This window comes from Comamonas antarctica (assembly GCF_013363755.1).
GTDB lineage: Bacteria > Pseudomonadota > Gammaproteobacteria > Burkholderiales > Burkholderiaceae_C > Comamonas > Comamonas antarctica.
This window is the reverse complement of the sequence record NZ_CP054841.1, coordinates 424,867-439,950: the sequence shown is the minus strand read 5'-3', so window position 1 is coordinate 439,950 and position 15,084 is coordinate 424,867. Positions and strand designations below refer to the sequence as shown.

Annotated in this window: 7 protein-coding genes; all 7 read right to left on the bottom strand. The window is 58.7% G+C overall.

Annotation, left to right across the window (positions count from 1 at the left end; translation table 11 throughout):
• Positions 1 to 251: 251 nt before the first annotated feature.
• Positions 252 to 581, bottom strand: a complete 330-nt coding sequence (locus HUK68_RS21325; protein WP_175506248.1) for a hypothetical protein — start codon at positions 579 to 581, stop codon at positions 252 to 254.
• The gene (gene istB, locus HUK68_RS21320; RefSeq protein WP_175502831.1) at positions 578 to 1,375 is read right to left on the bottom strand and encodes an IS21-like element helper ATPase IstB; all 798 of its coding nucleotides are present in this window, start codon (positions 1,373 to 1,375) and stop codon (positions 578 to 580) included. Before istB ends, HUK68_RS21325 begins: the two co-directional genes overlap by 4 nt.
• Positions 1,365 to 2,891 (bottom strand): IS21 family transposase, encoded by a 1,527-nt coding sequence (gene istA, locus HUK68_RS21315; protein WP_175502832.1) that lies wholly within the window; start codon positions 2,889 to 2,891, stop codon positions 1,365 to 1,367. Before istA ends, istB begins: the two co-directional genes overlap by 11 nt.
• Before the next feature lie 611 nt (positions 2,892 to 3,502).
• Positions 3,503 to 4,531 (bottom strand): hypothetical protein, encoded by a 1,029-nt coding sequence (locus tag HUK68_RS21310; protein WP_175506247.1) that lies wholly within the window; start codon positions 4,529 to 4,531, stop codon positions 3,503 to 3,505.
• A 139-nt stretch (positions 4,532 to 4,670) separates the two neighbouring features.
• Positions 4,671 to 11,309 carry a DUF3320 domain-containing protein gene (locus tag HUK68_RS21305; RefSeq protein WP_175506246.1) on the bottom strand — a complete coding sequence of 2,213 codons (6,639 nt, stop codon included), beginning with the start codon at positions 11,307 to 11,309 and terminating at the stop codon, positions 4,671 to 4,673.
• Positions 11,310 to 11,681: 372 nt separating this feature from the next.
• A complete protein-coding gene (locus HUK68_RS21300) occupies positions 11,682 to 12,755 on the bottom strand; it encodes a PDDEXK nuclease domain-containing protein (protein ID WP_175506245.1) in 1,074 nt (357 codons plus the stop codon).
• 1,801 nt (positions 12,756 to 14,556) lie between these two features.
• Complete coding sequence (locus HUK68_RS21295) at positions 14,557 to 14,820, bottom strand: hypothetical protein (protein WP_175506244.1); 264 nt, start codon at positions 14,818 to 14,820, stop codon at positions 14,557 to 14,559.
• Positions 14,821 to 15,084: the final 264 nt, after the last annotated feature.

Sequence of the window (15,084 nt, the reverse complement as noted above, 5' to 3'; positions counted from 1 at the left end):
TGCCGCTGGAAGTGCGTCAGGCCAAAGAGGGAGCCGGTCAGAAATGGCCGAGCTGTTTCGCTGCTAAAGACGCGCCGATAGCATTGTGCAAGGCAGCGGGGTTGGAAGTTAAAACGGCCGAAGGCCCGGGCTATGAGGCGGATCTGTAGCTTTCGCGGGCGCATAGAAGCGAGCTTCGTGAGCATTCCTCTGCAGATCAGGAGCACCAGTCGCCGATGTTGTCCCGTGCCCAATTGAGCACATTGCCGATCTCATTGCGGTTGCATGTCATCGCCTAACACGTGTCGTGCAGTCTTTTCATGCCATCGAAGCCACTGAAAAAAAGTTGCAGTTCTGCCAATGATTTGAATTTTTTCGAGTGCCAGTTCACGTTCTTTGTTCGCCTCGAGCGAGGTGTCACGACGTAAGCGAATGATGTCTCGCACGAGGCCGATGAGCTGTTCTGGAATCATCCATGATGCTGCGTCCCTCTCTTGATGCCAGCCAACTGCAAAGCGTATTGCTGTTAATTTCCACGCAAATCTGACCCGCCATTTCCATCTCAAACTGACCCACCCTTTGACTTGAGCCGTAAGGCTCAAGATGTGGATAAGGTTTTGTTTCTCTCCTTCTTTGTGGATGGTTGCTGAACTGCACTGCTGTGCTTGAAGCGGTAGCTGTCGTTACCTGTCTCCAGAATATGGCAGTGATGGGTCAGACGGTCCAGTAATGCGGTGGTCATCTTGGCATCCCCAAACACGCTGGCCCATTCGCTGAAGCTCAGGTTTGTGGTGATCACCACGCTGGTGCGTTCGTAAAGCGTTGAGAGCAGATGAAACAGTAACGCACCACCAGATGAGCTGAAGGGCAGATAGCCCAGTTCATCGAGTATCACCAAATCCGTATGCACCAGCCTGTGGGCGAGCTGCCCGGCTTTGCCTTGGGACTTCTCTTGTTCCAATGCATTGACTAACTCCACGGTGGAGAAAAAGCGCACCCTTTGGCGGTGGTGCTCGATGGCTTGAATACCTAGTGCTGTAGCGATGTGTGTCTTGCCAGTACCGGGTCCACCGACAAGCACTACATTGTTGGCCTTCTCAATGAATTCACAGCGATGAAGGTTGCGAACCAAGGCTTCATTGACCTCGCTGTGGGCGAAGTCAAAGCCCGCCAAATCTCGATAGACGGGGAACTTGGCAGCCTTGAGTTGATAGGCAATGGAGCGCACTTCTCGCTCTGCGCTCTCGGCCTTGAGCAGTTGCGACAGTATGGGGTGTGCAGCTTCAAAGGCTGGTGAGCCTTGCTCGGCAAGTTCTGTTACGGCCTGAGCCATGCCAAACATCTTGAGCTGCCTGAGCATGATGATGATTGCTGCAATGGCGGGGTCATGACGCATGGCGCACCTGTCGGAGTTGGTCATAGCGCACGACGTTGGCTTGTGGCTCAACGATCAAGGCCAAGGCTTGTGGTGAATGGATGGGCTCAGGTTGCTGCACTCCATCAATCAGGCGGTGCAAGATATTGATGATGTGGGTCTTGCGAGGCACACCATCCTCCAATGCCAACTCCACAGATGCCAAGACAGCCTGTTCATCGTGCTGTAACACCAAAGCAAGGATCTCCACCATCTCGCGGTCACCGCCAGGCTGCTTGAGCAGCAGAGTTTGCAGCAGTTTGAAAGCGTCTGGCAGCTCGGCAAATGGAGCTCCGTTGCGTAATGCTCCGGGTTTGCGTTGCAATACCGCTAGGTAGTGATGCCAGTCATACACCGTACGACCGATGCCCTGATGATTGCGCTCAATGATGCGCTGGTGCTCGCAGATTGCCCTGCCTTCGGCCACGACGACCAGGCGGTCGGCATAAACCTGCAAGCTAACGGGCCGGTTGGCATAAGAGGCTGGCACGCTGTAGCGATTGCGCTCAAAGTGCACCAGGCAGGTGGGCGAGACCCGTTTAGCATGCTCGACAAACCCATCAAACGGCCGAGGCATCGGCATCAAGTCTGAGCGCTCTTGTTTCCACACATCGGCGACAGAGCCTGGTAACTGCCCATGCGCAATCTCTTGCCACAGTTGCTGGCACCGCTGCTCTAGCCAATCGTTGAGTGTCCGCAGTGTAGGAAACGCTGGTACAGATTGCCAGATGCGATGGCGAGCGTCCCGAACATTCTTCTCGACTTGCCCCTTCTCCCATCCCGAGGCCGGGTTGCAAAACTGTGCCTCGAACAGGAAGTGGCTGGCCATGGCACTGAAACGGGCATTGACCTCTCTGAGCTTGCCACGACCGACACGATCGACGGCTGTGCGCATGTTGTCGTATATCCCTCGTCTGGGGATGCCTCCAAAAACCGCAAAGGCATGGTTGTGGGCATCAAACAGCATCTCATGGGTTTGCAGCGGATATGCCCTCAGATAGAAGGCTCGGCTGTGGCTGAGCTTAAAGTGAGCCACTTGTAGCTTGGTGCGCACACCTGCAATCACAGCCCAGTCTTCACTCCAATCGAACTGGAAGGCTTCGCCAGCACCGAAGACCAGGGGCACAAAAACGCCTCGCCCTGATGTCTGCTCAGCCGCATGACACTGAGCCTTCCAAACTCTGGCAAAGGCAGCGACCCGGTTGTAGGAGCCGGCATAGCCCAGCGCCTGCAAGTCCAGAAACATCTGCTTGATCGTGCGCCGCTGCTTACGAGAGCGGTTGGCTTCTGTGCGCAGCCAGCCAGACAGCTTGCTGGCGAATGGGTCGAGCTTGGCAACGATCATTCGCTGTGCAAGACGAGGTTGCACAACATCGGAGCGCAAATACTTGCGGATGGTATTGCGAGAAAGTCCGGTTCTGCGGGCGATCTCTCGGATGGACAGGTGCTCACGTAGAGCCCAGCGTCTGATGACACTCAAAGTAGCCACGTCAATCACTCCTGGTCTCCTACTGCACAAGAAAGCAGCAGGCTAGGGTTAATGCGTGGATCAGATTGAGATGGAAAAACCGGGGGTTAGTGGGTCACTTCTGGGTGGAAATCAACAGTATTGCCCTAGACAGTGCGCAACAAGCCAGTGCGCAACAAGCCAGTGCGCAACAAGCAGCGCTTATCGTTAGCTATTCGGGGCGAGCTTGAGTCGCTGAACTTGGCGCCCGTCAGTGGTCCGGACGCACACGCGTGAATGGAACATGAGAGTCCTGTGTAGCTTCCAGTGCACCATTCGGCGCAAAGCTTGGCGTGATTCGTTGACTTTGGATTGCCAAGATCTGGCATGAGTTGCCAAAAATGTGATCCCGTCGAAACGATTCTGGCATCTGAGAATTGGTTCCACGGTGCTGTTGCCGTGTTTCGGAGAACATTCATGAATTCTGCTCAAACTGCAAAAAAAACTAGTTCCAACGCCCCGGCCAATACATCGCCGCCACGTCCTGGCAGAGGAAAGGGCTTGGGACCGGGCAATGACGGTGGTTGGCCTGCAGGTCCTGGAAAGGGCGTTTCAGGAAAAGGCAGAAGCAACAATCCCCCCAGGGTGCCTTGTGACTCCCGTTAGGCGTAGTTAGAGCCAAATGGCGTGTCATCGGCTGCAAGGTGATGCGCGTGCCAGGCCGCAAAACCTCGCTTCAGCATTTCATCTGGATTTTTTCGTACCTGCGAAGCGAACCAATGAGTGTGCTGAAGCCGATTGGCAATTCGATACATGTGGGCCAGAGCTGCATAGGCATGGTCCGCTGACACTCTGGGATCTCGGATATGCGCACGTTCAGCAATTCGCTCGACAAAGAGCTGCAAGGCCGGGGTTTGTTGGGGAAAGACGGCTCCTCGGCTCCAACGTTTGATGGTGGCCTCGCTGGGCAGTTTGTCATGGGTGGTACCGTTGCGCAGAAGCTGCTCGCGCAGGTTGGCCAGACTTGATGCATCAGTCAACTGCTTGGCCATTTTCAACCACTGAACTCCCGGCAACACCCGCGTACCATCCAGGAGCTTTTCGGCAGCACCGCAAAGCGTCATTGCTTGCGTAGCATCTGCTTCGAAAATGGATGATCGAGCTATGACACAGAGTTGCACTTGGACCCAGGCGTATACACGGGCTGATAGGGTCTGCCTCACATCTTGGGCTGAGGCCAACCGCTGCAGACTCTCCTCGCACCAAAACATGCGCAGAGTTGGATCGACTCTTACGATTTCTGCCGTGGCACAGTAGTCGCCTTTTGCAAAGGCAGCGTCGGCTGCAACGGATGCTTGCTCGATTTCTACATAGGTCAAGATAAAAAGCAGTATTCGTGCAGGATTGCGTCGTACCCCGGCCAAGAAACAACCCCAATAACCTGGCAATGTTGCAGCAAGGCGATCGGCAACTTCGTCTGCCAACGGCGCGTCAGACTTTGCTATTGCTTCGAAAGCATCTAGATGGATTGCCACCTGGGAGTTGGATTTAGCGAGGGATCGTAGGCTGCTAACAGCCAGCTCGGCGATGCGGCGGGGCGAAGCATCCTTGCGGCGCAGATGCCTGAACAAAGTGCCACGCTCCCCAGCCGCATCTTCCATTTCATGAACTGGGACCCCCTTGATCTTCATCTCCCATTGATATGAGGGCAGAAACAGGCCACTGAACGCAACCGGTTTGGGTCGTCCACGTGCATTTTGAGTTGGCATGGTACTGGTGTGCTGTGGGGTCGCTGCCGGCTGTAACAAGTCATCGTGATCAACGACGGTCTTATGCAGAATCCGCGCTTGGCAGGCTACGCACTGCAACTTCCAGTCGCGCCCGACTGGCTGCCCGCAACTGTTGCAGTCCGAGCCTTCGCGCCATGGACTGATACACGGCTTCGCCTTGTGCGCCCTGTGAGATCACACTTTCCGCCAACGATAGCAATTCAGAAATGCAGATTTCGTCGACCACACGTACGCTGTCTTCGTCGCCAGGTGCGCGGAAAGGAGACTTCGCGGTGGGATCAAGATGGCCAGGCCAATAGAACTTGCCAACCTCTTCTTCCGTCGAACGGTAGCGCTCCCGGGCGAGTTCAAACACACGCTCGCGGATCCGGGCGCCGGTACGTAACCAACCATGTGCGCGGGCAATGCGACGTGCCAGCAATGCGTCGAGAACAGGCCCTTCATGCTCGATGACATGGGCAATCATGGCCGACAGAACATGGTTGTAATCGCTATCGTAGAAGCGATCTGGATCAGCGCCTGTAACCTTTTCGGCAGGGCTGGTGGCCTGGTAGGTAGACCCGATCAAATGCGTAGCGTTCACGACGTCGAAAGTGACGGGTGTCGCCGAGACCTGCCTGGCAAAGATTTCTTCAGCATGCGGCAAGGAGGTTTCAGAAGGAGCTTCGGCAGCACCCGCTTCCACATCTGGAACCGGTACCGCAGGTATCCGTTCAGACGCCATCGCCGATGAGCTGGCCTGCGCGATAGCCGATTGCGCTTGGCGCTCGGCCTCGGCATCGCGTTCGGCTTGTTCGGCACGCCGCCCACGTTGCACGCTGAGCAATGCCTGCAGCCGGGCGTCCACTCTGTCCAGCGTGCCGACGGGATCGACCCACCAGTCCGTAGACCAGATCCGCACGATTTCCCAGCCCAGCCCGCGCAGCACCTGTTCGCGCAGCTTGTCGCGGTCACGTGCCGTGGCACTGCGGTGATAGGTGGCGCCATCGCACTCCACGCCGGCCAGGTAACGGCCCGGTGCGTCGGGATCGACGATGCCCAGGTCGACACGGAACGAAGAAGCGCCAATCTGTGATTGAACGCGCCAGCCGCGGTGGCTCAATGCAGTGGCCACGGCCTGCTCGAAGGGGCTATCGAAGCCGCCGAGGCTGCCGCGGTTGGCTTCCGCAAGGGCGCGGGCACCACGTTCGGCGAATTCCATGAAATGCTTGAGATCGCGCACGCCGATGGCCTGGGTACGAGCCAAATCCATTTGCTCGGCTCGGAAGCTGGAGAACACGCGCAGTTCCTGGCGCGCCCGTGTGATCGCCACGTTAAGCCGGCGCTCGCCGCCCTGGCGATTGAGCGGGCCGAAGTTCATGGCCAGCTGACCTGCGGCGTCTGGACCATAGGTCAGGGAAAAGAAGATGAGGTCGCGCTCGTCACCCTGCACACTCTCGAGGTTCTTGACAAACAGTGGCTCCGGCTCGGCATCGTCGAAGTAGGGCTCCAGCCGAGGGTCCTTGCGCCTGGCGTCGTCGAACAGATCCTCGATCAGTTTTTGCTGTTCAGCGTTGAACGTCACGACGCCAATGGTGTATTTGCTTTCGCGGAATCCGGGCGCGGTTAGGCGAGACACCACCTCGGCGACCAATGCCTTGGCCTCTGCCGGGTTGGTGCGCGCGCCTCCCTTCTGGTATGTGCCCGACACCACCTCCAGGCTCACGGCGCGATCGTCGGTGACGGGAGACGGGAAGGTGACCAGCTCGCCATCGTAGTAGGCGTGGTTGGAGAAAGCGATCAGGCTTTCGTGGCGGGAGCGGTAGTGCCAGTTCAGATTGCGTGTCGGCAGGTTGGCGCCTATGCACTCGTCGAGAATGCTTTCCAGATCGGCTTCCACGTCTTCGTCGTCCAGTCCCGACTCAGCGCGGTCGAAGAACGAGGTCGGCGGCAGCTGCTTGGGATCGCCGACCATGACCACCTGGCGGCCACGAGCGATGGCGCCAATCGCGTCCCAGACCGGGATCTGCGAGGCTTCGTCGAAGATCACCAGGTCGAAGGCGTTGGCGCCGGCCTGCAGATACTGGGCGATGGACAGCGGGCTCATCAGCAGACAGGGTGTTAGCTTGGTGAGCGCTTCGGGGATCTTGCTCATCAAGTCACGCAGTGGAAGGTGCGCGCGTTTCTTGCCCATCTCGTGCCGCAGCAGTCCCCACTCGGAGTTGCGGCTCACGTTGTCTTGCGCGGGAAGGTCGGCGCATAGCCGGGCGCGCAGCCAGTCGCGGGTGAGCACGGTGAAGCGGTCGTCGAGTGCGCGGAAATCGCGGATGCGCTGTTCGTGTTCGGCGCTGACAAAGCCGCGAATGACCGGCTCATGATCGACGACCGCGTTGAGCCACCAGCGCGCGTAGTTGGTTTCGAAGGCTTGCCGTGTCTCGCCAGGTCCGACCTGACCTTGCTCGATGCCCTGGACGACAGGGGACAGGCCCAGCGCCAGTGCTTCGCCGCGTGCCTGGCGCCAGGCGCACCAGCTGCGCAGGCTGTGCTCGGCGCGCACGACGGACTGGCTGTGTGCGATAAGGTCGTCAAGTGACAGCGACTGCCACCGCGCTTGGGCCTCCTCGGCAAAATGCCCGGTGGTTGCCAGCGCCTCACGCCGGGGAAGCAACTGCTCCCAGCTCGCCAGGTAGCGGTCGCCAGCAAGTGCGATCCGTCCTCCTGGCTCAAGCAGTGCATTGGCGTCGCCCAGCAGCGCGTGCAACGGCGCCCTGCAGGCAGAAATCTGTTCGGGAGTGCAGGCCAGACGGGCCATCACCGCAGCCAGATCCTCGCGCAGCTGGCAGGCCCCTTCAAGGTCTTGAAGTTGGGTGGCCAAGCCTTTCCACAAGCCATCGGTGGATTCGCGCAAATCGTCCAGGGCGGACAGCTCAACCTCGGTTTGCGTACGCTGCTGGAAAGTCTGGAGATCACGTGCCAGCGTGGGGCCACAAAGGCCTTGCTCGACCATGCTGTGGCGCTGCGCCAAGCTGCCTTGCTGGACATGGCTGCGCCAGTCGGCAAGGAAGTCCAAGGCGGCGCGCAGCGCCTCGGCCTGGGTGCCATGGCCGGCCCACAAGCCATCGGTAAGCGCCGCCAGTCCAGCGTAGGCCGCGATCTCCTGATCGAGCTGGAGCAACCGCCGTGCTTTTTGCAGATCGGCCTGCATGGCAGCTCCGCATTCGCCGCTGGCGATGATGTCGAAACCGTTGTCTTCCCAGGCACGGTCGTCATGCACCGCAACCAATGCGCTTTGCCAGCGCAGAGCGGTGCGCACCTTTTCCGCTTGCGTGTCCAACCCGGCCCACACGTCCTTGCACTCGGGGGCGGGAGCAAGGTTCTGGATTTGTTGGCGCAGAGCACGGATGGCGTTCCACCGCCGCAGATCGGCGTCGATATCGGGTTCCGACCCAGCGGGAATCGCGCTGGCCAGTTGGGCCGTGACCTTGCGCTTGCCAAGCCAGGAGTTGGGCCAGAACGCCTGCTCTGCCTGCGCCCATGCCTGCTGCAACTGGGCGACATCGAGTTGTTCGACATGAGGTCCGTAGCTGACCGATAGCTGTGCGTGCTGTTCGGCAAGCTGCGACAGCAGCTCCAATCCCTGGTTGATTTGCTCGATGACCGCCGCCGGCCAAGGCGCGCCCAGTTGCAGTCGGGTTTGCCGATGTTCTGTGAGCGCGGCCAGCGCCTTGTCGCAGGCTAGCGAGACCGCCATCGGCCATGGCGTGGAAAGCTGCGCGTTCAGTTCGGCATGCCGGCGCTTGAGCACTGCGCCTTGCGCAAGGCGCTGGCATAGAGTGCGCGCGTCGGGACGCAGCACAAAACGCCAGTCGTGGCCGGCGGCCGATGGCAGGCGCCGGGCCAGAAGCAGCAGCGCCTCGCAGGTTTCGGGCGTCAAGGCGCAAGAGGGCAAGCCAATGGCCTCGACAAGTGCCTGGGCGGAATCGACTGTTGTCTGGGCTGCGGGCAGCACGTCGCGCGCCGCGGCGACCAGTTGCTGCTGCCAGGTCGGTGACCAATCGCCCTGGCCGACCAACGCCAAGGGATGCTGCACCAGTGCGGCATGCCCGATGGCCTGGGCATTGACTTCCAGCCTGTCAACGGCGTTGCGCAACTGCTCCATGCCGGCATCATCGTGGTGCTCGGGCGAAGGCCACACCAGATCCAGGCGAGCGATGTCGCGTCCCGCACTGACCGTGCCCATGGCCGCAAACAGGCTCAGGCCGTTGCGGCGCAGCAGGTGAAGACGTTCGACATAGATGTTCAGCACATCACGCAGCCGTTGGAGCTTCTCGGCTTCGGCACGCCACTGTTCGGCGTCGGCCTGGCCGCTGCTGGACCAAGCCGATTGCAGCTGTGCCAGCACGTCGAGCTTGCGTGCCTTGCTGGAGTGCAATTCGAGGCAGAACTCTCCCAGTCCGATTTCCCTTAGGCGCCGGTATACGACGTCGAGCGCCGCGATTTTTTCCGACACAAACAGCACGCGACGGCCCTGGGCCAGGGACTGGGCGATCAGATTGGCGATGGTCTGGCTCTTGCCGGTTCCGGGTGGCCCAATCAGCACGAAGTCCTTGCCTTGCGAGGCAGCCAGCACGGCCGACAGTTGCGAAGAATCCGCGGGCAGGGGGCAGAACACCTGTGCGGGGCCAAAATGCTGGTCCAGCTCACGCACCTGCGGGAACGGAGCACCCGGTGGATAGGCATCGCGTGGCGTGTCCAGCAGATGGCGCACCACGGCGTTTTCGCGCAGTTGCTCGCTGCGCTGGGCCAGGTCCTTCCACATCAGGTACTTAGCAAACGAGAACATGGACAGCACCACCTCCTCGGTCACTTCCCAGCCTTTAATGTCCTTGATGGCGTGGCCTACGGTTTTCCACACGGCTGCGACATCCAGGCCGGCCTCGTCCCGCGGCAATTCGCCCTCGAGCGTCCCCAGATTCAGCTCGAAGTCCTGGCGCAGCATTTCGATCAAGGTGGGATTGAAACGCGGCTCATCGTCGTGCAAGGTGAGCGTGAAACCGGAGCGTACACTCTTGCGCTGCAGGCTGACCGGTACCAGGATCAAGGGGGCACGGTAGCGCTGGCCGTCGCGGTCCTCACGTGTCCACGACAGAAAGCCCAACGCGAGATAGAGGGTGTTCGCGCCCCCTTCCTGCAAGGTCGTGCGCGCGCCGCGGAAAAGGTCGGTGAGGCGCACATCTAGCTCGGATTCGGCGACGCCGACAAAGATCTCGCGCCGTTGCAGCGCACCGAGCGCGTGAGCTCGGCGCACATTCTCCCGCTCGCGCGCCTCGTATATGGCCTGATTGCGTGGATCGGCGCCGTCCATCAGGTCCGGGCGTGGCAGCAGCTTCAGCGGCTGGCCACTGGCCAGCAGGTCTTCCAGCGCTCCTGCATCCGGCGCTTCCAGCTTGAGCGCCTTCTTGCCGCTCTTGAAATTCAGCAGGTTGTTGCGCAGAGACAGGTCCAGCAGCTTGCGTTGCCAGCGCAGCAGCCGGTCCCGGGGATCGAGTTGGCTGATGTCATCTGCATTGGCAGGTGGGCTGTCGGGCAGGTCTGGTGCGTCCTCCATCACGGTCGCGCCAGACGTGGTCGTCGCATCTACGGATACAGCCGCTGCCGCCTCTGCGCTGGCCAAGGGTTTGATGCGCTGCAGCCGGGCACGCCGGATGTCCACCGCCAGGCGGAATGTGGCGTCGAGGGTTTCGTCCACCTGCTGGGCACCGCGCTCCGTGGCGTAACTGAAAGGAACAGTCGGTCGCTGCGTGATCAGTGTGGTTTCGAACAGCACCAGCTCCTTGAGCCTGAGGCGCTTGCGCAAGGCGGTGACATCGTCGACGACCGTCGTCGAGAACTCCTCGGGCTGCAGCCACACTCCAGCGAAGGCATGGCCCTCGGTGAAGATCAGCATCGGATTCAAGCCTGCCTGCTCCAGCGCGGCGCAAAACAGCTGGGCTAGGTCGAAACATGTGCCCAGGCCGGAGGATTCAATTTGGCTGGGGCTGCGAACCTTCTGACCCGATTGTTCGAAACTGGCGGGTGGAAGCGCATAGTCCAGCTGCATGCCGGCGGTGGCGCCCCAGATCGCCGACGCCAGTTCCCAGGCGCGTTTGGCACCGCCGGCGTAACCGTCCAATGCGGGGTTGCGATGGTTTTGCCGCAGAACCTCCGCGGTACGCTTCAGCAGCCTGTCCACGGCCGGATCATTTGGCTGTACGAAGGCTGCCACCAAATCAGGCAAATGCGACAGCCCGCCCCACTGGTTGCGTGGCAGTAGCTCCAGTTGGATATCACGTTGTGTGAGGACCGGCGCAGCAGGATCCGAGCCCGCGCACCGCAGGGCGAGAGAGACTGTGGCGGTTTCGGCTTCGGTGAGACGTGCCAGCAATCCGCCATCCAGGTTCAGATCCAGATCGCGGATCGCAAGGCGTGAGCCGGCCGCCAGCGTGTCAATGTGCCAGGCGCGCGGCTTGAGAAACGGTGGGCTGGAAGTCAGGAGCAGCTCCACCTGCTCGTGCGTTTTGCCGGTCTCGTTGATCAGCCAGAGATCCCGAATCAACGGTACGGAATTCTGAAAGTCGGCCAAGTTCAACTTGGCGATGAGGGTGGCGTCGATCTTCAGTTCGGCTACGGCCACCGAAACTTCCCGTGTTGTATCGTCCATGGAATTCCCTGTAGTGCCCATGTCATAACACGCGTGATGCGCGGTTATTTCAATTTGTAATATTAACGCCACTTGAAAATGACCAGAGCTTCGGGCTGCAATTGGGTCCGCGCCGGCGGCCAGGCCAAAGGTCTGTTCCGCATAAAGATGAAATACCGGATGCATGTGTTCAGGAGGCCTGAGTCATGATCTGAACCCTGGCGGCAGGCTCTAGAGTTCACCCGCTACGCAGCAATGGCCGTGGGGCCGCTCGTTGCGTCTGCCGAAATGGGCGGTCACGATGCCGAGATTACCTTGGCCAACGTCCTCATTGGCATCGATCACTACGACCGAGATCAAGGGTGACGTTGGCCGAAACGTGCACTGGAGCACTCATTGTGGAAAGTTTGGCTCTTCCGGTGCTTGCAACGTCTCTAAATCACCGGCTAGTTCTGCTTCGATATCGGCAATGCTTGGCAGACTCTGTTCCAGCGCATCAGGGAGGTCGCGCAGCAACTGGTATTCGGCTACGCCTATGGGTTTATCGATTCCCGAGAGCGCATATTCCGCCACCAACCGATTTTGCTGCTTGCATAGAAGTAAGCCAATGGTGGGCTTGTCATCCTCGGCTTTGACCTGTGCATCCACTGCTGCGAGGTAAAAGTTGAGTTGGCCCGCGTGTTCTGGCCTGAAGGCCGTGGCCTTGAGCTCCACCACCACATAGCATTTCAGGCGCGTGTGATAGAACAGCAGGTCGATAAAAAACTCGTCGCCACCAACCTCCAGCCTAAACTGTCGGCCCACGAAGGCAAATCCCGCCCCCAACTCCAGCAGGAAGCGTGTGATATGGCGGATCAGCCCGTTTTCGATCTCGCGCTCTTGCGCATCATCGCCCAAACCGAGAAAGTCGAACAGATACGGATCTTTGAGCGTTTCGAGAGCCATCGCAGACGCGGGCGCTGGCAAGCGGGCCTCGAAGTTCGTGACCGCTGCGCCCTGGCGCAGATGCAGGCGGTTTTTGATGTGCACGGCGAGCGTGGTGCGCGACCACCCGTGCTGCAGCGTCTGCGTGGCGTACCAGGCGCGATCCTGCATGCTGTCCAACTGCGTCAGCAAGGTGACGATATGGAACCAAGGCAATTGGTCAGCAGGCTGCTGACCAAATTGCCCGTCCGGGCAATGCTGGGCAAAAAACCGCATGTACTTGAGGTTGCTGGACGACCAACCGCGCATATCTGGAAATGCCTCCTTGAGGTCACGCGCCAGCCGCTCGATTACCTTGGCGCCCCAGCCCTGGGCCTGCTGGCGTTGCAAAATGTCTCGCCCAATGCGCGCATAGAGTTGCACCAGCTCAGCGTTTATGGCCAGCGCCGCGCGTTGCCTGGCCTGCGCAATCTGGCCTTTGAGCTGGGCCAGCCAGTCGGCATAGTCTTCCGGCGCAAGCTGTGGATGTGTGTCGATGCCCATGGAAGTGAGCTCCTCTATTTTTTGCCTGTGTTTCGGGGCCGGCGTATCTGGTCGGAGATGAGGTGAGGGTGCTGGGCGAACGCGCAGGCTGCCGAGGATTGTGCCACTGCGCAAGCGCGCTCTTCAGGGGCTGCGAGACACCAATGCAGTATGTCGGGCCGCAAAGGGCTGAAAGAAATAGCTGCCCAGATGATGGCCAAGAGCAACTAGCTGTGATTCACCGCAGCCGTAGGCGCTCGCAACGCCTCAGGGATTGACTCTCATTCGAGACGCGTTGTGATGGGTTGCTCGAGGAATTTCCGACGGTGCTTCGCAGCTCCAAATCCTGTAAGACAGTGCACAGAAGGGCGCCACTCGGAAAGAAAAATCTCGTCAGCGCCATCACACGCGACGTGACTCCCAGCAGGGCGTGTCGAGCCTAAGCTTGTGAGAAAGGGACCTTATCGCGAGTTATCTGAGCAGCACACCTCTAATTAGGAAAAAGTAGCAATTCGGGGCGTCATAGTGGCCGCCTGACTTGAGCTAAACCGCCTCCACGAAAACTGGTACGGTTCGGTCAAAACTAAGCGCTACTGAGAAATCGGGATGCCGGGCCGCCAAAGATATGTTGCCATTGACTGCGTAAATGAGGAGAAATACCTTGACGCGCGCCGTATGTGCCCCATAAACGCGAAACTTGCTATCAATGAGTTCGGCACATACGCACGCGAATATATGGGAGTAGCAGATCTCCCGTAGGAAGATCTGCTACTCCCGCTGCAACTGCGAACCCAGCTATATCAATTCTTGGGTTTAGGCTTGCTAGGCTTCAGAGTAGATGTGTTACCGGGAGTTTCCTTGTTATCGCGACGACGTTGATCGGGCTTGCCAGTAGATTTAGCGATCGGTTTGGGTCCGGGCTTAAGTGCCATAAAAAAGTTCTTTGGTGATGATTTTTTGTAGTAGCTGTTTATAGACGTCACCGCAAACACTGAACTTCTCCGGGCTTTGCGGGACGTCGGGAGCGGCGTCGCTTTTTTGCGTTAGCTTAGCCCCCAGGTCTCAGTGAGGTAAGTAACGTGTTGTGAAGTTGGGGCAGGGTTCAGATGTCGAGCAGTTGTTCGCAACATGTGGGATGGCACGCGTAAACTCCCGCCGTCACCCGTGCCGATCGTCGCGGTGCGATGGTTGATGCGTACAACCACGCCCATGTTGTTCCAACCGTTGCGGGTCTCGAACGTCACGGTATCGTCTTTCTGGAAATCGCGCGTCTCACCGCCACCGCGTATGCGCCCAGGCATTTCGTCTTGAATCAGGTCATTGCGACTGGACGTATCGGGTTCACGTATTTGAGGCGATTCACTGCTCTGTCTCGAAGTTCGAGCGATCGTTCTGTTGAAATAGATCACGATAAGTAGTGCGTTATCGTTACTTATGAGGCTTTGCTGTAGTCGCACGCAAGCGGTACATGGAGGCGCATAACAGCCCTGCAACCAGTGCAAACGATGCAAAGCTTGCTTTGAGGCCGGGCCACAGAAACCATAGCTGACACACAAATCCAACTTGATCAAGTACGACGTTTTTCTGCAGACGAACTAAGTCAGAAGTGTCGAGCTGCGTACTGCCGTAGGATGTATCTACTACATTGCGCCAGACGGCGGGATTAGGCGTTAATTCAGGCTAAAGCGGTGGCTATCGCCGGGCGAGAAAGCAGGTCCCTTGTGTTCGAAAAAAGCCGATCAATCGTTGATGGTAGCCAAATTTCGTTGGCTTGGGCTACCACCTAACTGGCTCGGCATCTTTGGAGGCAGTATCCGCGTAGCTACCAGCCTTCGCGTTGATAGCGGTCTGCCTCCTGGTAATAATCATGGTGTACGTGATCGCGATACAGCTGATAGCAGCCGCATATCCCTATAGCTGAGCCTGACCCGTATAGAATAATCCCTATCCATTGAACGGCAGTTGGCGGGCTCGGGTTACCTGGCAAGATGCCAAAGACTGAAAGCATCAAGGTGGCGAAGATCAGGGGAAGTGGCGTTGCTAAAAAATATGGAATAGCACGCCATTTGCCGAATTTGTAGGCCATACGGCCTGTGTCTAATAGATTTAGCATTCAATCTTCCAAAAATGATAGTAAGCTAGTTGTTGAACGGGGGCCTTTTGTGGCCACATTGCTGGCCCCGGCCATATGTCAAAGGTAATCATGCACAAGATGGAAACTTTAGCAAACCATCTCTGCCTCGCCATTTGAACAGCCGGGATCCGCGTGGTGGTCAAGCTCTGCACATTAGGGCAGTGGTCCACTGTTCATCTTAAAGGAAATGCAATTCTTAAGTTCCGGCGCTCAGTT